Genomic DNA, 17,658 nt, shown 5'->3' on the forward strand with positions numbered 1-17,658 from the left:
CGTACGGTCCCGCGTATGGCCTCCGGCGCGGCGCGCGCACCGGAGGCCATCGCTTGCGGCTAGAGGGAAAGGGTCAGCAGGTGGAGCCGGACTGGGTCAGCGGCCCCGCCGGGCTCACTGCGTGAAGGTCCACTTCTGGTTGTTTCCGCCCCAGCAGGAGTACAGCTGGATCTGGGTGCCGTTGCCGGTGCCCTGTCCGACGGCGTCCAGGCACAGCCCGGACTGAACACCGACGATGGAGCCGTCGGAGTTGAGGCGCCACTTCTGGTTGTCGCCGCCCCAGCAGGAGTAGATCTGGACCTTGGCGCCGTTGCCGGTGCCGGCGGCGTCCAGGCACTTGTTGCCGTACACCCGGAGCTCGCCGGCGGAGGTGGAGGTCCAGGTCTGGTTGGTCTGGCCGTTGCAGTCCCAGATCTGCAGCTGGGTGCCGTCGTTGGTGCTGGCGTTGGGCACGTCGAGGCAGCGGCCGGAGCCGACACTCCTGATCGGCCCGCTACCGTTCCCGCCACCGGGGCTGGGCGAGGTGCCGGGGCTGGGCGAGGTGCCAGGGCTGGGCGAGGTGCCGGGGCTGGGCGAGGTGCTCGGCGTGGCGGAGTTGAGAGCGTTCAGGACCGAGGTGTAGGCGGCCTTCTTGTTGCCGTTGCTGTCGAACAGCAGCGGGCTGGTGTTCGCACCGAGCCAGGAGTCGCTGTCGCGAACGCCCCACACGGTGATGCCGACGCAGCGCGGCACGGCCAGGCAGTCGTTGGTCACGCTGGCGTAGGTGGAGGCGGAGCCGCCCTGGATGTCCAGCTCGGTGATGGCCACGTCCACGCCGAGGGCGGCGAAGTTCTGCAGGGTGGTGCGGTAGTTGCCGGGGTAGGGGCTCTGGCCGTTGAAGTGGGACTGGAAGCCGACGCAGTCGATCGGGACGCCGCGGGACTTGAAGTCCTTGACCATGTTGTAGACGCCCTGCGTCTTGGCCCAGGTCCAGTTGTCGATGTTGTAGTCGTTGTAGCACAGCTTGGCCGCGGGGTCGGCGGCCCGCGCGGTGCGGAAGGCGACCTCGATCCAGTCGTTGCCGGTGCGCTGCAGGTTGGAGTCGCGGCGGCCGCCGGTGCTGTCGTCGAAGGCCTCGTTGACGACGTCCCAGTAGGGGATCTTGCCCTTGTAGTGGGCCATCACGCCGTTGATGTGGTTGATCATCGCCTGGCGCAGCGCGCTGCCCGACAGCGACTGCATCCAGCCGGGCTGCTGGGAGTACCAGGCCAGCGTGTGCCCGCGCACCTGCTTGCCGTTCTGCACCGCCCAGTTGTAGACCCGGTCGGCGTTGGTGAAGTTGAACTGGTTCTGGTTCGGCTCGGTGGCGTCGATCTTCATCTCGTTCTCGGCCGTCACCATGTTGAACTCACGGCTCGCGATGCCGGTGTAGTTCCCGTCGCCGAGTTTGCCGCTGGCGATGGCGGTGCCGAAGTAGCGGCCGGTTTGAGCGGCAGCTGCGCCGAGCGTGCTCGCCGCGGCGTCGGCGGGGACCGTCACCGCCACCACCGCGGTGGCCGCGGTGAGTACGCCGAGAGCGCCGGCGACCAGAGCCCGGCGCAGCCGGGTTCCGGGCGGGGACATGACGTTTTCGCCCATGTCTGAGCCTCCATAACTGAATCACCAAGGGGGAACGTGCAAGTTCCCGTGAGAACGACGCCGCGCCTCGTCGCTTGAGGACGCACACCACCAGGGCGTCGTGATCGGCGGCCCCCTGCACGTGCACCACCACCCGGAGCGGGGGACCGCCTCGGAGGATCAGTGTGGAAACCTCCCCGAAACTTGTCAAGGCTTCTACGGAAACTTTCGGCCTACCTGGCCAAGGTATGTGTGCAAAATCGGTTAAGTAGGTGGCATCTGCGGGCCGAAAGTTTCGGTGACCGTAGGCTGGACGGGAGAGAGGTAATGAAAGTTTCAACATCGGCCTCTCGCCGGTCTCGTGGGCCGTCGCGATAACGCCCAGTCAGGCCACACCCAGACCCCTGACAGCGACGCGAACGCGTATCAAGGCCCTTGACAACGGTTCTCCGCCTCGTATTGGCTCCGCCCCACACCACCTCCAAGCACCCCGATGGAGAGGAGAGCCGATCGGAAGACGCGTTGTGAACGCTCACAGCCATCGACGACGGCGGCTTGCCGCCGCCTCGGTCGTCCGCCGGCTCGGAAGACGCTCGGCCGATGTGCGGGCACCTCGATCACCGATCGGCGGTGCGGGAGAGGAGGGCGATGGCACTACCCTGCCAGGGTGAGCGTGGAAGTGTCCGTGGTGGTCCGCTATCGCAAGGCCGTGACGTACGGCGTGAACGCGCTGCTCGGCGCGCTCGAGACCGCGAAGGCCGAGTGCGATCTGCGGCTCGGGACCACCCCCGGGGAAACCGCGGAGCACATCGCGGCCAGCCCCGCGGACCGTGTCCTGGTCCTCTGGTCGTTCTACTCGCCGGACGCCGAGGCGATGGCCGCCGAGCTGGCCACCGTACGGGCCCTGGCCGACGACCCGCGCGTCCTGCACATCGCCGGCGGCGTGCACGCCACCGCCGAGCCGCAGCAGGTCATCGACGCCGGCTGGGACCTCGCCGCGATCGGCGAGGGGGAGCCGACGATCGTCGCCCTGGTCGAGGCGCTGCGCGCGGACCGGCCGCTCACCACCGTCCCCGGGCTGGCGGTGCGCGACGGTGACGGCATGGCGCTGCGCACGCCACCGGCCCCGCAGTTGCCGCTGGACGCCTTCCCGTCCTTCCCCGACCGGCGCCGCCACTTCGGGCCCATCGAGATCACGAGGGGCTGCGCCTACACGTGCCGCTTCTGCCAGACGCCCTTCATGTTCGGCGGCAAATTCCGGCACCGCGGCGTGGACAGCGTGCGCGAGCACGTCCGCCGGATGGCCGCCCACGGCCTGCGCGACGTCCGTTTCATCACCCCCACCTCCCTCTCGTACGGCACGCAGGGGACGGAGCCGGCGCTGGACGCCGTGGAGGAGCTGCTGGCGGGCGTGAAAGAGGAGCTGCCGGCGAACGGGCGGGTGTTCTTCGGCAGTTTCCCCTCCGAGATCCGTCCCGAGCACGTGACGCCGGAGGCGATGCGGCTCCTCAAGCGTTACGTGGCGAACGACAACATCATCATCGGCGCGCAGTCGGGCTCCGACCGCGTGCTGGCCGCGGCCGGTCGCGGCCACGGCAGTGCGCCGGTGCGCGACGCCGTGCGGATCGCCGTGGAACACGGTTTCCGCCCGAACGTCGACTTCATCTTCGGCCTGCCCGGCGAGTCATCCGAGGACCAGGACGCGTCCCTGCGGCTCGCCGCGGACCTCGCGGATCTCGGGGCGCGCATCCACACCCACACGTTCATGCCGCTGCCCGGCACGCCGTGGCGGGACGCCGAGCCCGCGTTCATCCCGCTGGCCACGATGCGTGAGCTGGACCGGCTCGCGCAGCGCGGCGACGCCTACGGGCACTGGCGCAAGCAGGCCGAGCACGCGGCGCGGCTGGCAGAGACGGCGAAGGCCTACCCGCGCCGCGCCCGGCGCCGCCGCACCACCGACGGCTGACGACCCCGCCCTGTGTCTCGCTCGCCGAGCCCTTTCCCGGGCCCGGCGAGCGTGGGGCCTCTCGATCAGAACTGCTGCGGCCGCGCCTGGTACGGCTCCTCGAAGAAGGCGATCTCCTCCTCGCTGAGCTTCAGCTCGACCGCGGCGAGCGCGTCGTCCACGTGGTGCGCCTTGGTCGCGCCGACGATCGGAGCGGTCACGGCCGGGCGGCTGAGCAACCACGCCAGGGAGAGGGTCGCGGGGGAGACGCCCCGCTCCTCGGCGGTGCGGGCCACCCGCTCCAGGATCGCCTCGTCGGTGGGCCCGCCGTACAGCTGCTCCTGCCTGGCGCCGTCGCCGACCTGCCGTACGGTGTCGGCCGGCTTGCCCGCGCGGGCGAGCAGGCCGCGTGCGAGCGGGCTCCACGGGATGAGCCCGACCCCCTGGTCGAGGCACTGCGGGATCATCTCCCGCTCCTCCTCGCGGTGCAGCAGGTTGTAGTGGTTCTGCATCGAGACGAACCGGGTCCAGCCGTGCTTGTCCGCGGCGTGCTGGGCCTTGGCGAACTGCCACGCCCACATGCTGGAGGCGCCGATGTAGCGGGCCTTGCCGGCCCGGACGATGTCGTTGAGCGCCTCCATGGTCTCCTCGATCGGCGTCTCGTCGTCCCACCGATGGATCTGGTACAGGTCGACGTAGTCGGTGCCGAGGCGGGCGAGGGAGGCGTCGATGGCCGACATGACGTGCTTGCGGGACAGGCCGTAGTCGTTCCTGCCCTCGCCCATGGGGAAGTAGACCTTGGTGGCCAGCACGTAGTCGTCGCGCCGGGGGAAGATCTTGCGCAGCAGCCGCCCGGTGACCTCCTCGCTGACGCCTCCCGAGTAGACGTCGGCGGTGTCGAAGAAGGTCACGCCGCCCTCGGCCGCCTTGCGCACGATGGGCTCGGCCTGCTCCTCGTCCAGGACCCAGCCGCCCCACTTGGCCGGTTCGCCGTAGCTCATCATGCCCAGGCAGATCCTGCTGACCTTCATCCCGGTGGTGCCAAGTCGTCGATACTCCATGGCAGCACCCTATTCACCCCAACTCACCGTCAGCGCGGCAGCGGTGGCTCGAGCGTCTGCTCTCCCTGTCCGCCACGGGCTTCGCCGCGCATCGGTCGCCGGACTCCGCTCCGGCCTGACCTCACCTGGAGGCGTTCCAGGTGTTCGACGGGCCCTGGCCCGTCGGCACGGTCGGGCTGAACCGTACGGGCAGGGCCTCCAGGCTGCGAACCCACAGCGAAGGGCGCCAGCGCAGCGCGTCAGGTTTCACGGCGAGGTAGACGTCGGGCAGCCGGTCGAGGAGGACCTCCACGGCCGTCTTGGCGATGATCCCGCCGAGCTCGGGCGCGGGGAAGGGGCAACCATACTCGCCGTGGCCGAAGGCCAGGTGCGCCCGGTTGGCGCCGGAGCCGGCATGGGCGGCCGGTTGCACCTGCGGATCCGCATTGGCCGCGGCGATACCGAGCACCAGCATGTCGCCCCGGCGGATGCGCCGCCCGGCCAGCTCGCAGTCCTGCACGGCCCAGCGATTGGGCATGTTCGGCGTGGGCGGGTCCTTCCACAGCACATCGTTCAGCGCCTCGCCGACGCTGCTGCGGCCGCCTTGCAGGCTCATCGAGAAGTGGTCGTCCATCAGCATCAGCCGCAGGGTGCTGCCGATCCAGTTGCGGCAGTTGTCATGGGAGGAGATCATCGTCATGATCAGGTCTTGGACGATCTCCTCGTCGCTGATCCGCGCGTGGTGTGCCAGCATGTGCGAGGTGAGGTCGTGGCCCGGCAGGGCGCGCTTGTCGGCGATGAGCCGGCTTAGTTTGTCCAGAATTCGGGAAACCGCGGAGAGGGCCTCCTCGCCCCCGCTCAGCACGTGGTTGACGTCCTCGACCAGCTCCGGCAGGTCGGTCTCCGCCAGCCCGAACAGCCGGGTGATGACCTGAGCCGGAATTCGGTCGGCGTACTGGGAGATCAGATCGGTCTGACCGTCTCCGGAGAACTCGTCGATCGCGAGGTCGGCGATCTGCTCGCAGATCAGGGCGAGCTCGGTGCGGTCGACGCTGTCCAGCGCGTCGCTGATGGCGCCGATCCGCCGCTGGTGCTCGGCCCCCTCGGTGTACATCACGGACGGTTGCCATGTCACGTACGGGCGCGCCGGCCAGTCAGGGGGGAGGTGGTCCTGCAGGTTCCAGCGCCTGGGGTCGCGGCTGAACAACCGCGGCTGGCTGGTGACATGGTGCAGCTCGCGATAACCGATCACGTACCAGACGGGCATGCCGTCGAGGAGAACCGGGACGACGGGGCCGTGCTCGCGGCGCATCTCCTGGAACAGCGCGGTCGGGTCGTCGCCGATCAGTGACGCGTGCAGTCGTACGGCATCGGCGTGGTCGGCGTATCCCTTCAGCGGCTCCCGTCTCTGCTCGGCCTGCTGCGATGCGGGCGAGGCGGCGGACGGGTCTGCGGAGCCGGGCAGGGGAGGGGAGTTCGTCACGGCATGCTCTCTCGGGCGGGCAACTGGTCGTAGGTGCGGGTGAGGTGCTCGATGAGCGTGATCAGCACGTGTTTGGACGAGGACCGCTCTCTCGCGTCGCAGTCGATGAGCGGGACCTCGGGTGAGAGTGCCAGCGCCTCGCGCACCGAATCCAGGGTGGGCCCGTCGGTGAAGCGGTTGACCGCGACGACGAACGGGGTCCGGTGGTGCTCCAGCCGGTCGATGGAGTACCAGGAATCTTCCAGGCGGCGGGCGTCCACCAGGACGACCGCGCCCAGGCTGCCGGCGAACAACTGGTCCCACACGAACCAGAACCGCTGCTGACCGGGCGCGCCGAACAGGTAGAGGACCTTGCTCGCGTTCAGCGTGATCCGGCCGAAGTCGAAGGCCACCGTGGTGGTCGACTTGGTCCGTACCCGGCTGGCGTCGTCGATGCCCACGCTCGCCTGGGTCATGACCTCCTCGGTGCTCAGCGGGCGGATCTCGCTCACCGAGCCGACCATGGTCGTCTTTCCCGCCCCGAACCCTCCGACGATCACGATTTTCAGGGCGTCCGCGGCGGTCGTGCGTAGGGGCGTTCGCGTGGTGGCCGCCATCTGGTCAGAGGTTGTGGAGCGCAACGAGCACCTGCCTCAGGATTTCGGGATCCGGTCGTCCGGCCTGTGCGGCGATCGACGGATGACGGACGGTGATGCGACCGGTGTCCAGCAGGTCGCACAGCAGGATCTTCACCACGCTGACCGGCAGTCGCAGTTCCGCTGAGATCTCCACCACCGCCGTCGGCCGCTGGGCCATCCGTAGGATCTTGATGTGCTCGGACTGCATACCGGGGGTGGGGGCGCACTCGCTGACGATGAGGGAGACGGAGTCGAAGGCTTTCTCATCGGCGCTGGTACGCCCACCGGTGACGGTGTAGAGCCGGTCAGGGTCTTCTTGGTCGATGGCTCGCCGTGTCATCCGCGGTCGTCGCTGTTCTCCGTTTGCCGCGGCGCCGCAGTGAGGTACACCCCGATCTGCTCCACCAGTTCGTTCATGTTGTGCGCGATAAGCCCCACCTCGCCGTCCTCCTCGGCCACCACGGCCAGGTGGGCGCCGTCCCCGGCCGGCACGATGAGCAGCAGTCCGCCGGCGAACTCCACCATCGCCTGCCCTGCTCCGATGCCGTCCCCGAACTCGGCGGAGGCGCTCAGCGAAAGGCTCTGGATCCCGGCGGCCAGAGCGGAGAGCTGGTCGGCCCCGTCCAGGTCGAGGCTGGCGGTGAAGCACATCTTCAGGCCGTCCCTGGTCAGCACCAGCACATGCCTGATCCCTGGGGTCTTCTCTTTGAGGTTCTCCAGTAGCCAGTCGAAGTCACGATCGGTGGTGTGCGAAGCGTCGGTTGTGCTCATAGAAACGACGGGGTGCCCCTTCGGCGCGGGAGGGACGCCCCCTGCCTCCTCATCTGTGAATCCAAAAATGTCCGGTGGTCGGCGGACGCGTGTCAAGAGTCGCCCGGGGCCGGGGGAGGGGCTGAGGAGGAAGTACGCCCACGGCCGCCGGCTTGGCGGAACGCGGCGAACCTCGCAGCCGAGTCAGGCCCCTCGCGCGCGGGCTTGGCCGGCGATGCCTGCCGCGCCCTGGTCGCCTCGGCCAGCGTCTGCCCCCGGCGCCGCCTGGGCAGCAGATCTTCGGACTCGTCGGCCGGCCCCTCCTGCGCGGGTACGGCCGGTGCCTGTGCGGCGGCCTGCATGGCGGGCTGCATGGGATGGCGGACCGACGCCTCGGCGTCGGGCGGCACGGTGGCCGACAGGGGCTGCGTGATCAGCAGACGCGGGATCAGCATCACGACCCCCGTGCCACCGCGGGCGGATGACCGGAAGCTGACCGTCAGGCCGTACTTGTCGACCAGGCGTCCCACGACCGCCAGGCCCAGCCGGGTACCGGACAGCGTCCGCAGGTCGAGCGGCTCGGACACGAGCCTGGTGGCGTGCTGCCGCTCGCGCGGGCGCATCCCCAGGCCGCTGTCCTCGATCGTGATCACGACGCCGGCGTCCTCCTCGTCCACGTACACGTGGACCTCGGTGCCGTGCGCCGAGAACGTGGCGGCGTTGTCCATCACCTCGGCCAGCGCGTGCATCACGCCCTCGGCCGCGTACCCCGCGACGGCGACGGTGCTGGTGGAGTGCAGCCGGATGCGCCGGTAGGCGCTGATGCGGCCCATCGCGCCGCGCAGGACGCTCTCCATGACGATCGGCCGGGTCCATCGCCGCCCGGAACGGCCGCCGCTCAGCAACGCGATGTTGTCCGCCAGCCGGCTCATCTGGGAGACGCGGTGGTCCAGGTCCAGCAGGTCGGCGAACACCTCCTCATGCTCGCCGTACTGCTCCTCCAGTTCGCGCAGCCGGGCGAGCAGGCTGGTGGCCTGTGCCTGCACCCGGGCCGCGGCCCCGGCGCACGCCGCCATCACGGCGGTGCCCCTGCGCTCGCTCTCGGAGAGCTGCCGCGCCGTCTCGCGCAGCAGGTCGCGTAGCGGCTCCTGCCCCGGCTGGCGTATCTCGGCCAGTGCGGCGCTCACCGACATCCGGTCCGTCTGGATCCGCCGGAACAGCTCCGGCAGCGCGTCGTCGATCAGCCGGGAGATCTCGCCCTCGGTCGCATCGCGGGACGTCCGGGCGGCGGCGCGCTCCCGTTCGAGCAGTTCGAGCTCGTGCCCGGCCGCTTCGAGCAGGTGCCGCAGCGGGCCGTCCGGAGGCTGCGGTATCTGGGAGAGCGCGTCGGCGATCGAGGCGCCGTCCCGCACCTGACGTCCCAGCGAGGGCAGCGACTCCTCGGCCACTCGCAGCGTTTCCCGCTCCAGCCAGGTGAACCGCGCGCCGGCCCACTCGGCCCGCTCACGTAGCCGGCGACCGGTGCCGGAGTAGTGGACAGCGGCCGCGACGGCGCCGGCCAGGAGTACGGCCGAGACCCCGCCGACGAGCGCCATCAGCTCTCTGGCCTCATAAGGGGCGGCGGACATCGCCCACAACCACACGCAGGCCGTAATGATCATGGTGCCGAGAAAGGCGAGGACCACCAGTTCCCTCGGTGAAAACCTTCTCCGTGCCCGGTGGGGTACATCTACTGACATCAGCGTCCTCGGGGTGGCGGCAGAGCATGACAAGGCCGCGTCGAACCTGCTGTTCTCCCTGTAAGACGGGACGGCCATGCGGTGCCGTCTCACAGCAGAGCGTGAACCGGCACACACCGTAGCACCATGCCTACGGCTAAGAACAGACAGTCACTCTCGGACCATGTGTTTCAGCTCTTATCAACCACGAGTCAACGCATCCATTGACTAATACTCACTTTTTGGGACATTTATGGATTTATAGTGACGATCTCCCGTGGGGGTCGAGGTATGCGGCCTTGTCGTCCCGATGGGCTGCAAGAAGATCGTCCGGCCGCGCTCGCCCCATGAGGGCCTACTGCGATGAGCACGTCGGGCGTCTCGTCGTCCCACCGATGGATCTGGTACAGGTCGACGTAGTCGGTGCCGAGGCGGGCGAGGGAGGCGTCGATGGCCGACATGACGTGCTTGCGGGACAGGCCGTAGTCGTTCCTGCCCTCGCCCATCGGGAAGTAGACCTTGGTGGCCAGCACATAGTGGTCCAGACCCAGCCGCCCCACTTGGCCGGTTCGCCGTGGCTCATCATGCCCAGGCAGATCCTGCTGACCTTCATCCCGGTGGTGCCAAGTCGTCGATACTCCATGGCAGTACCCCATTTGCCCCATCACTTCGCCGGGCGGGACGGGTGCCCGCCCGTGCGCGGAGCGGGGGGGCCGACCAAGGGGGCAGGGACGGCCGGGACGGTGGAATCGAATTGGGAAGCGCCCGATTGCTTCCATAATCGGGAGTCTTGCGCCTTTCGTCATGTCCTGACATTGTTCTGGCAGCATCCAATGGCGTTTCTCCCGGGATCGGCGCCAGGCTGGTTCTCCGGAATCGGACCCGTCATGAAAAAGTGGACATCGAGGCTGGCCGCAGGCGCCTCTGTCGCACTCGTTGCGACAACGCTCACCAATACGTTGACTACCGGCGCGGCCTATGCCGGACCCAACTGCAGCGGTAGCGCGTGTTCCGAGGTCGGCAACGCCGGCAATGACGGCGTCACGGCAGTGCACAACTGGACGTGCGACTCCGGTATGACCGGCACCGCCAACACGGGGTGCGCGGGAGGCGACTTGTATTACCTCAGCCCGGGTGCGCACACGCCCGCGAATCGGGACTGGGACGTCGTCCGGGTGGACGCCGGTTGGTGCTACAAGATCAAATTCATCAATTGGTGGGGAAAGGTGTAGACCGTGACCTATAACCGGATAGGCCTGTCTTCGCCCACCTACGTCAAGGTGGAAGATGCCAGCTATGCCGAAGTGCAGGCCCAGTCCGCTTCCAGCTGTCCTTAGCCTCGGGATCTCACGTGATGTGATGCCCGAGGGCTGATCAAGAGACTGAGCCGTGCCATGCCGCTTAGTACTACAGCCTGACTTCGTTATGTCGTAGCCATCGTCGCCAATAGTGACTGTGACGGGCGCGGGTCTGATGGTCACGTCGGTGAGTTGACCAGGCCAATACAGAATCAAGAGCGCGTGCGGCAGGGACGATCACGTGTGCCAGGAGACGGCGAATTTCTGCTCGTGTGAGGCGGACCAGGCCGCCTGGGCTTTTGGGGCGTGTGCGGCGGTGACGGCGAGGTAGGCGTGGGCGAGCATCGCGAGGGTGATGTGGCGGTGCCAGGCATCGAACCGGCGGACCTGGTAATGGTCCAGGCCGGTCTCGTTCTTGGCGGTCTGGAAGCATTCCTCGATCGCCCAGCGGGCTCCGGCCACGCGGACGAGGTCCTCCAACGTCGTTCCCACTGGGGCGTAGCACAGGTAGTAGGCGATCTCCCGTTCGCCTTTGGCGCCTGGGACCAGGGAGCGTCGGGCCAGTAGCCAGCGCCGATAGCCGGGCTCGGTCTCGTAATGCACAGTGGCCAGCGCCCAGTCATAAAGCCGGGGCCCTTTGGCCCCATCGCCGCACGACAGGCGCTTCCATGCCTCGGGCGGGGCGCCCGCGACGAGGGTATCGGCGCGCACGGTGGCACCCGCGACGATCTGGTTCTTGGGGACGGCGACCACGTAGTTGACACCGCGCCGCTCCAGGAAAGAGCGGAACTTGTAGTCCATGCCGTAGGCCTCATCGGCCGTCGCCCATGACACCGGCAGGCCCGCCTCCAAGGCACGTGCCAACATTTGCCGGGCGAGCATCGGCTTGGTGGCGAACTCCACTTCGTCAGGGATGCCGGCCTGCGCGCACCGCTGGCGGTCGGCCAGCCAGGACTTGGGCAGGTACAACTCCGCATCGATCAGGGCCCGGCCCAGCGGGGATGCATAGGCCAAGAACACGCCGAGCTGGCAGTTTTCGATCCGGCCTGCAGTACCTGAGTACTGACGCTGCACCCCCGCCGACTTCGTGCCCTTCTTGATGAAGCCGGTCTCGTCCACGATCAGCACCGCATCCCGGTGCCCGAGGTGTTCCACCACGTAAGCCCGCAGATCCGCCCGCACACCCCGAGCGTCCCAGCGGGCGCTGACCAGCAACCGCTGCATCCGATCCGGCGTCGCGTCGCCAGCCGCCTCGGCCAGCTGCCAGCCGTTCTTCCGCTCCACCGGAGCCAGCAAGCCAGTCAGATACGCCCGCGCCTGACGCCGCGGCTCCACCCGCCCGAACCGACCCGCCACCCGCGCGAACAACGCATCCAGGCCGTCCACCCACTGCTGAAGGTCGCCCGCACTCAACCCACTCATGATCCAGAACTTTAGATCACGAAGTCTGGCTGTAGTACCTAAGGTAGTCGGGCTCAGGCCCCTCCCACTCCGGAGGTCGGTTCGAACAACGCGTTGAAGGCAGGATGGACGTCGTCGGCGTCGTCGTACCGCTGGCCTACATGCGTTCAGCCTTTTCCGCTCGCGCATCGTCGGTCTGTGGGTACCGGCCGCATAGGTGGCCGCCACGAGCATGGGAGTCCTGAGTGGTGTCGTGTTCGGCCAGGTCGTAGGGATTCACCGCGGGCTGGTCTTGCTCGAGCGCTGGCTCCTGGCTTGCTCCGGCGAGTAACGTTGAGTTAAGCAAACAAGATCGAGATACAACACTGACGGGACACACTCTCGCTGCTGGCAGTGCCGGAGCCGGATGGGTTCGCGGCCATGTACGGCTCGTCGCCGTTGCTCAGGCGCGCAGCCACTCCCTGGCCCCCGCGAGTATCTCAGGTGGCGTCGTGCGGTTGACGTCGGCGATCAGGTCGGCAATGGTGACCCTGCGTAGCGACTCCCGCCAGACGCGGTCGGCGGAATCCATCGTGCGGGCGATCGGGCAGGGAGTGTCACACCGCTCCGCCGGCACGGCCATCGGGCCTCGCTGACGCACTTCTGTACACCGGAACGCCGGCTGGACGCCGTCGATCGCCTCGACCACGTCCAGCACCGTGATCTCGTTCGCAGCCCGAGTCAGCACATAGCCGCCGGACTGGCCCAGCGTCGAGCGCACAAGGCCTGCGCGGGACAACAGTTGCAGCTGTTTGGCCAGATAGCTCTGTGAGACGTCGTGCAGCTCGGCGAGCTTGGCCGCCGTCACCGGCGCGCCCGCCCCACTGAGCACGACGCAACAGTGCAAGCCCCACTCGACCCCGCCTGACATCTTCATTCGCCCAGCCTACTTGACTCGGACAACTGTTGTCCGAATAGAATCTCGGACAACGGTTATCCGAATTCGGAAGTGGGACATGCGCATCGTCGTTGCCGGGGGAACCGGACTCATCGGGTCGAAAGTCGTCGAGTCGCTGCAGATGCTGGGTCACGACGTCGTTCCGGCCGCGCCGGGAACCGGCGTGGACACGATCAGTGGCCGCGGCGTCGCCGACGCGCTGAAGGGCGCGGACGTGGTCGTCGACGTGACCAATAAAGTGATCTTCGAACCCGAGCCGATCCTCGACTTCTTCACCACCTCCACCCGCACCCTGCTGAACGCCGGGCGGGAAGCCGGGGTGCGGCACCATGTGGTGCTGTCGATCGTCGGTGTAGACCGGCTCTTGCACCCGGGCTACCTTGAGGCCAAGGCCGCGCAGGAACGGCTCGTCGCCGAGTCGGGCACCCCTTTCACCATCGTGCGGGCGACACAGTTCTTCGAGAACCTGACGGCCATGGGCGCCGGCATGGCCCAGGACGACGTGATCGTGCCACCCACCGCGGACCTTCAGCCGGTCGCTGCGGCCGACGTCGCCGCCGCGCTCGTGGACGTAGCCACCTCCGCCCCGCTCGACGGCGTGGTCGAGGTCGCGGGGCCGGAGCGCGCGGCGTTCGCCCGTTTCATCGGTTCGGCGCTTGCCGCGCGAGGTGATGAGCGCCCCCTCAAGCCGGACGCCGGCGCCGGCTACTTCGGCGTACCGATCGTGCGGGACTCGCTGGTTCCGCTCGGTGTCGCCCGGATCGGGCGCACCACCTTCGACGACTGGTCAGCCACTCAGTCCTCGTGACCCCCGCCAGCACACGCCTGGCTCAACAACGCGATATCCACGCCTGAAGGAGAAATCATGACCACCCACGTGCACACCGGTGAGCCCCGCCTCGACCTGCGGACGGCCGCCCCAAAGGCCGCCAAGGCGCTGTACGCCGCGGACCAGGCCATTCTCACCTCGCCACTCGATCCGACCATCCGCGAACTGGTCAAGCTGCGTACTTCGCAGATCAACCACTGCGTGCACTGCATCGACCTGCACAGTCACGATGCGCTGGAGCAGGGCGAATCGCTGAACCGCATCATCCAGCTGTCCGCGTGGCGCGAATCGGCGCTGTTCACCCCGGCGGAACGGGCGGCGCTCGAGTACACCGAGGCCGCAACGACGCTGACCCCGCACGGCGTCAGCGACGAGGTCTGGGCCGGCGTCCGCGACCTCATGACCGACGAGGAACTCGGCGCGCTGGTCGTCCAGGTGGCTCTGATGAACGCCTTCAACCGAGTCGGTGTCCCGCTGCAGATGCCGGCGCAACCTCGCAATTGACTTAGTCGGGCCGTTGAGGTGCTGCGCATGGCGGGCCGGCTACAGAGATTGAACCGCTGCAATCTGTGCAGCTGAGCGGCCTGATTTTGCCTGCGAGAAGCGGCAGCGTTTGTCGGTCAGCACCGCACGCCTACCTCGCCGGGGATCATTCCCTGCGGCGGCGCTTCGCCAAGGACGTCCTGGCGGCCGGGCGGGTGCCGCCGTTCTGCACCGCCCGGATGCTCGGGCACAACCCGGGTCATCGATTTCGGCATCGCCCGCACGGCCGAGGTCACGGCCGGCATCACCGAAGGACTCATGGGCACCCCCACTTACATGGCACCCGAGCTGTTCTCCCGCCGAGAAGCGCCCTGCTGACCGACGGCGCGCAGGCCGCCGCGGGCGTACGGCCTCCGGACTCCCTGGCAGCGGGGCCCGCGCTCGGCGTGGTCGCCGAGCAGGTGTACGCGGCGCTGCCGAGCGCGAGGTGGCACGCGACCTGCTGTTGCGCCTGATAGACGTGCGGGACGGTGAGGAGGTGGCGCGCAGCGCAACCCTCGGCGAGCTCGTCGAGGGGCGGCCTGACGAGGAGGAGGCCCAGCGGGTGCTCGAGGCACTCGATCGGGCGTCGCTGGTCCGCCTGAATGTCGGCACTGTCACCTTGGGCAAGGCCGCGCTGCTTGCGGGGCCTAGTACCCAGCCGTAGTTCCTGATCATGGCTCGTAAAGAGCTTGCCGCCGGTAGTGGCTGGCCTGGGCGCGGGCTTGGTGGCGTCGCCGCCAGCGGGACCAGCGGAGCAGGTGGGTCATGCTGTGGGCGGTCTGGATGAGCACCGGGACGAGCAGACGCCGGATCTCGGCGAGCGTCAGCGGCGCCAGTTCGGGTTCGGCCGGCTGGGCAGCGCGTTCTTGGGCGGTAACCGCGGCGAGGAGGGCGTGGGTGAGCATGGCCAGGGTGGTCCACCGGTACCAGGATGTCCACCGGCGGACTTGATGCTCGTCCAGACCAGTCAGGCCCTTGCCGGTCTGGAAGGACTCCTCGATGGTCCATCGACGGCCGGCCACCATGACCAGGACCGCCAGCGGAACCGGGCCGGTGCGTAGCAGCGGTAGAAGGCCAGCTCACCGGTGCGCCGGTTGCGGCGGATCAGTAACCAGTGCCGTGCTGGCCCTTCGCGGTCGATCTCGACGACGGCCCAGTCGTAGTAGCGGTGCCCCTTCGCGCCCGTGCCGGCCGACAGCCGCTGCCAGGACGCCTGCGCCACCGAGAAGATCACCTGATCGGCTCGGCAGACCCCGGCGCCGATGGTCACCCTGTGGCTGGAGGCGACCGCGAGCACGTACCCGACCTGGCGGGCTTCCAGCTCCGCTCGCAGGTGCGGGCTTTGGCCGTACACCTCATCACTGGTCACCACCTCGCCTGGACGCCTGCGTCCAGAGCGCGTGCGACCATCCGCGTCGCCAGCTCACCCTTGGTAGCGAACTGGCGATCGGCGGGTACTCCCGCCCTCCGGCACCGCCCGGCATCGTCGGTCCACGCCCGGGGCAGATACAGCTCCCGGTCGATGAACGCGTGACCGGCCGGGGTGGAGTAGGCCAGGAAGGCCGCGACCTGGCTGTTCTCGATCCGTCCGGCGGTGCCGGTGTACTGGCGCTGCACCCTGACCGTGCTCATGCCCTTCTTCAGGTCGCCGGTCTCGTCCACCACCAGCACCGCCCTGTCCTGCCCGAGGTGCTCCACCACGTAGCCGCGCAGGTCGTCGCGCACGGCGTCGGCGTCCCATACCGCCCGCGACAGCAGGTGCTGCATCCCGTCCGGCGTACGGGTCTCCGGCATATTCGGCCAGCGTCCAGCAATTCTTACGCGGTAACTCCGACAGCAGCCCGCCCAGCAGAGCCCGGACCCGCCGCCGCGGCTCCACCCGGGAGAACCTGCTGCCGATCCGGCCGGTGAGCTCATCGAACATCGCCTGCCACTGCGAGGCCGCTACGCTACCGCTTGCGGCCACCGCCCGATCTTTGATTGTCAGCACAACACTCGATGATCGCGGTGGCCGTCCCCATCTCCGCCACCAGCCCACGCGCAAGATCGCCATCTACGGCTGGAGTATTAGGTATGGCACGCCGGTGCCTGTCGGCGCGGCTGCCGGCGGCGCACCGCTCGGTGGGGAGAGGGGCGAGTCACCAGCGCAGGGCGGTGAAGTCGATCGGCCGGGGTGAGAGCCGCCCGGCGCGGCGGGCCAGGGCGTGCATCCGGCGGGTGAACTCGTCGGCAGGCAGCCGCTTGCGGTCGCCGTGGCCGGGCAGCAGCCATTCGAAACGCACCCGCGGTGCCGTACGGGCCAGCGACGCGGCCAGTTCCGTGATGGAGTACCAGGTGACCGACTCGGCGACGGCGATGTCGCCGTCGGTGCGGGACCAGTAGAAACTGTCACCGCTGAAGCAGTAGGTCTCGTCGGCGAGATACAGCACGCTGCCCTCGGTGTGCCCGGGCAGCGGATGCGCTGTCACTCCGTCGGCGATCCCGATCGGCTCGGCGCCCCGGAGGACGCCGTCGGCGTCCGGCGCGGCGGCCAGGTCTCCTTCGTGGATCCACAGGCGGGCGCCGAAACGGTCGGCGTATTCGCGGCCGTGCGCGGCGTGGTCGCGGTGGGTGAGCAGCACATCGGTGATCGGACCGAGGGCGGCGTATTTGGCGGCGAGGGCGGAACTCCAGCGCGGCGTGTCGATCATCATGAGGTTTCCGGCAGGCCGGCGCAGCAGGTAGGAATTCGCGCCCGCGGTGTGCCGCGAGTTGTGCCCGCACAGGTGCACGTGCTCGGAAAGGCGGAATGGGAAGGGGTCAAGCGCCGGGTCCGGTCCGCGCGCGCCGCGCCGGATCGATCGGGTGTGACAGGCGAAAGCCGCGGCGTACAACGCGTCCTCCTCCGCGTCCGTGCGCGGCTGACGGACGACCGAGGAGCGGCCGTCGACCTCGGCGACCAGGTCCGGTGCGAGCTGCCGGGCGACGTCGCAGTTGGTGCAGCGGTCATCGACGTGCCAGACGGCCTCGGCCGGGTGCTCGTTCATGACGTTGTCCCTCCGCGCGGGCCGGTGGAAATCGGCGACCAATTGGATATCACGCGTTATGTAGGAGAACAAATCCAAGAATCCTGTTGACTTTTCCGCGGACGGCAGCTCTCGGATGCCTTCTCTGTGTGCGGTTGACAATTTCGAAAATAGTGCTCTGTGTGCCGTTCGCGGGTAAGGCGATTGTCATGATGTGCTCAACGAGCCGGTCGTACGCCGCGGTCTTTCGCCGCCCCTCGGCCCGTGGTGCGCTCCCTCCTCGCGGCATCCGGCTCCTGCACCATGATCCCGATCCGCACGTCCGGGCCATGGCGGCCGAACTCGTCGGTCTTTGGGTGCACGATCACCCGGACGCCCTCGCCGCCCTGATCCGCAGTCGCGACGACGACCCGTCACCCGCCGTACGCAAGAAAGCGGGCTGGTACGCCCCCGGCGGGCCCATTCACCGCAGAACCGCGCCGAAACCCGTCCGCGGGTCGTGACGTCTTCGCTA

Annotated in this window: 16 protein-coding genes and 1 pseudogene; 5 read left to right on the plus strand and 12 right to left on the minus strand. The window is 68.5% G+C overall.

All coding sequences use genetic code 11. The features are described from left to right. Window positions 1–114: 114 nt before the first annotated feature. Window positions 115–1,617 carry an endo-1,4-beta-xylanase gene (locus QSK36_RS03700; RefSeq protein ID WP_285781333.1) on the minus strand — a complete coding sequence of 501 codons (1,503 nt, stop codon included), beginning with the start codon at window positions 1,615–1,617 and terminating at the stop codon, window positions 115–117. Between the two features lie 646 nt (window positions 1,618–2,263). Here QSK36_RS03700 and QSK36_RS03705 point away from each other — a divergent pair. Next, complete coding sequence (locus QSK36_RS03705; RefSeq protein WP_285781334.1) at window positions 2,264–3,562, plus strand: TIGR04013 family B12-binding domain/radical SAM domain-containing protein; 1,299 nt, start codon at window positions 2,264–2,266, stop codon at window positions 3,560–3,562. 65 nt (window positions 3,563–3,627) lie between these two features. Here QSK36_RS03705 and QSK36_RS03710 read toward each other — a convergent pair whose 3' ends face one another. The 9 genes from QSK36_RS03710 to QSK36_RS03750 all read right to left on the minus strand — a co-directional run bounded on the left by QSK36_RS03710 (window position 3,628) and on the right by QSK36_RS03750 (window position 12,764). After that, window positions 3,628–4,602, minus strand: a complete 975-nt coding sequence (locus QSK36_RS03710) for an aldo/keto reductase (RefSeq protein ID WP_285781335.1) — start codon at window positions 4,600–4,602, stop codon at window positions 3,628–3,630. Window positions 4,603–4,723: 121 nt separating this feature from the next. After that, a complete protein-coding gene (locus tag QSK36_RS03715; protein WP_285781336.1) occupies window positions 4,724–6,064 on the minus strand; it encodes a cytochrome P450 in 1,341 nt (446 codons plus the stop codon). Continuing rightward, on the minus strand, window positions 6,061–6,660 hold the full coding sequence (locus QSK36_RS03720) for a GTP-binding protein (RefSeq protein ID WP_183536681.1): 600 nt from the start codon (window positions 6,658–6,660) through the stop codon (window positions 6,061–6,063). Before QSK36_RS03720 ends, QSK36_RS03715 begins: the two co-directional genes overlap by 4 nt. A 4-nt stretch (window positions 6,661–6,664) precedes the next feature. Then, complete coding sequence (locus tag QSK36_RS03725; RefSeq protein WP_182899264.1) at window positions 6,665–7,021, minus strand: DUF742 domain-containing protein; 357 nt, start codon at window positions 7,019–7,021, stop codon at window positions 6,665–6,667. Continuing rightward, entirely contained in the window at window positions 7,018–7,452 is a 435-nt protein-coding gene (locus QSK36_RS03730) for a roadblock/LC7 domain-containing protein (RefSeq protein ID WP_182899263.1), read from the minus strand. Before QSK36_RS03730 ends, QSK36_RS03725 begins: the two co-directional genes overlap by 4 nt. A gap of 92 nt (window positions 7,453–7,544) precedes the next feature. Further along, a complete protein-coding gene (locus QSK36_RS03735; protein WP_285781337.1) occupies window positions 7,545–9,092 on the minus strand; it encodes a sensor histidine kinase in 1,548 nt (515 codons plus the stop codon). A 308-nt stretch (window positions 9,093–9,400) separates the two neighbouring features. Further along, window positions 9,401–9,709 carry an aldo/keto reductase gene (locus tag QSK36_RS43685; RefSeq protein ID WP_502883277.1) on the minus strand — a complete coding sequence of 103 codons (309 nt, stop codon included), beginning with the start codon at window positions 9,707–9,709 and terminating at the stop codon, window positions 9,401–9,403. A gap of 975 nt (window positions 9,710–10,684) precedes the next feature. Beyond that, window positions 10,685–11,869, minus strand: coding sequence for an IS701 family transposase (locus QSK36_RS03745; protein WP_285781338.1), 1,185 nt, complete (start codon window positions 11,867–11,869; stop codon window positions 10,685–10,687). Between the two features lie 421 nt (window positions 11,870–12,290). Beyond that, complete coding sequence (locus QSK36_RS03750) at window positions 12,291–12,764, minus strand: RrF2 family transcriptional regulator (RefSeq protein WP_076443271.1); 474 nt, start codon at window positions 12,762–12,764, stop codon at window positions 12,291–12,293. 79 nt (window positions 12,765–12,843) lie between these two features. On the opposite strand from QSK36_RS03750, the gene QSK36_RS03755 reads away from it, so the two are divergent. From QSK36_RS03755 to QSK36_RS03765, 3 genes are all read left to right on the plus strand, one after another. Then, entirely contained in the window at window positions 12,844–13,593 is a 750-nt protein-coding gene (locus QSK36_RS03755; RefSeq protein WP_183536687.1) for an SDR family oxidoreductase, read from the plus strand. A 57-nt stretch (window positions 13,594–13,650) separates the two neighbouring features. Continuing rightward, window positions 13,651–14,118 (plus strand): carboxymuconolactone decarboxylase family protein, encoded by a 468-nt coding sequence (locus QSK36_RS03760; RefSeq protein ID WP_183536688.1) that lies wholly within the window; start codon window positions 13,651–13,653, stop codon window positions 14,116–14,118. A 466-nt stretch (window positions 14,119–14,584) separates the two neighbouring features. Beyond that, window positions 14,585–14,803, plus strand: coding sequence for a hypothetical protein (locus QSK36_RS03765; RefSeq protein WP_183536692.1), 219 nt, complete (start codon window positions 14,585–14,587; stop codon window positions 14,801–14,803). 7 nt (window positions 14,804–14,810) lie between these two features. On the opposite strand, the pseudogene QSK36_RS03770 reads toward QSK36_RS03765, so the two are convergent. Beyond that, window positions 14,811–16,063 (minus strand): annotated as a pseudogene (locus QSK36_RS03770) (IS701 family transposase). A 214-nt stretch (window positions 16,064–16,277) separates the two neighbouring features. Continuing rightward, complete coding sequence (locus QSK36_RS03775; protein WP_285781339.1) at window positions 16,278–17,165, minus strand: 4Fe-4S domain-containing protein; 888 nt, start codon at window positions 17,163–17,165, stop codon at window positions 16,278–16,280. Between the two features lie 188 nt (window positions 17,166–17,353). Here QSK36_RS03775 and QSK36_RS03780 point away from each other — a divergent pair, with 188 nt between their 5' ends. Continuing rightward, window positions 17,354–17,647: a HEAT repeat domain-containing protein gene (locus QSK36_RS03780; RefSeq protein ID WP_285781340.1), complete on the plus strand. Its 294-nt coding sequence runs from the start codon at window positions 17,354–17,356 to the stop codon at window positions 17,645–17,647. Window positions 17,648–17,658 lie beyond the last annotated feature (11 nt).

The organism is Microbispora sp. NBRC 16548, from assembly GCF_030268985.1.
Classification (GTDB): domain Bacteria; phylum Actinomycetota; class Actinomycetes; order Streptosporangiales; family Streptosporangiaceae; genus Microbispora; species Microbispora catharanthi.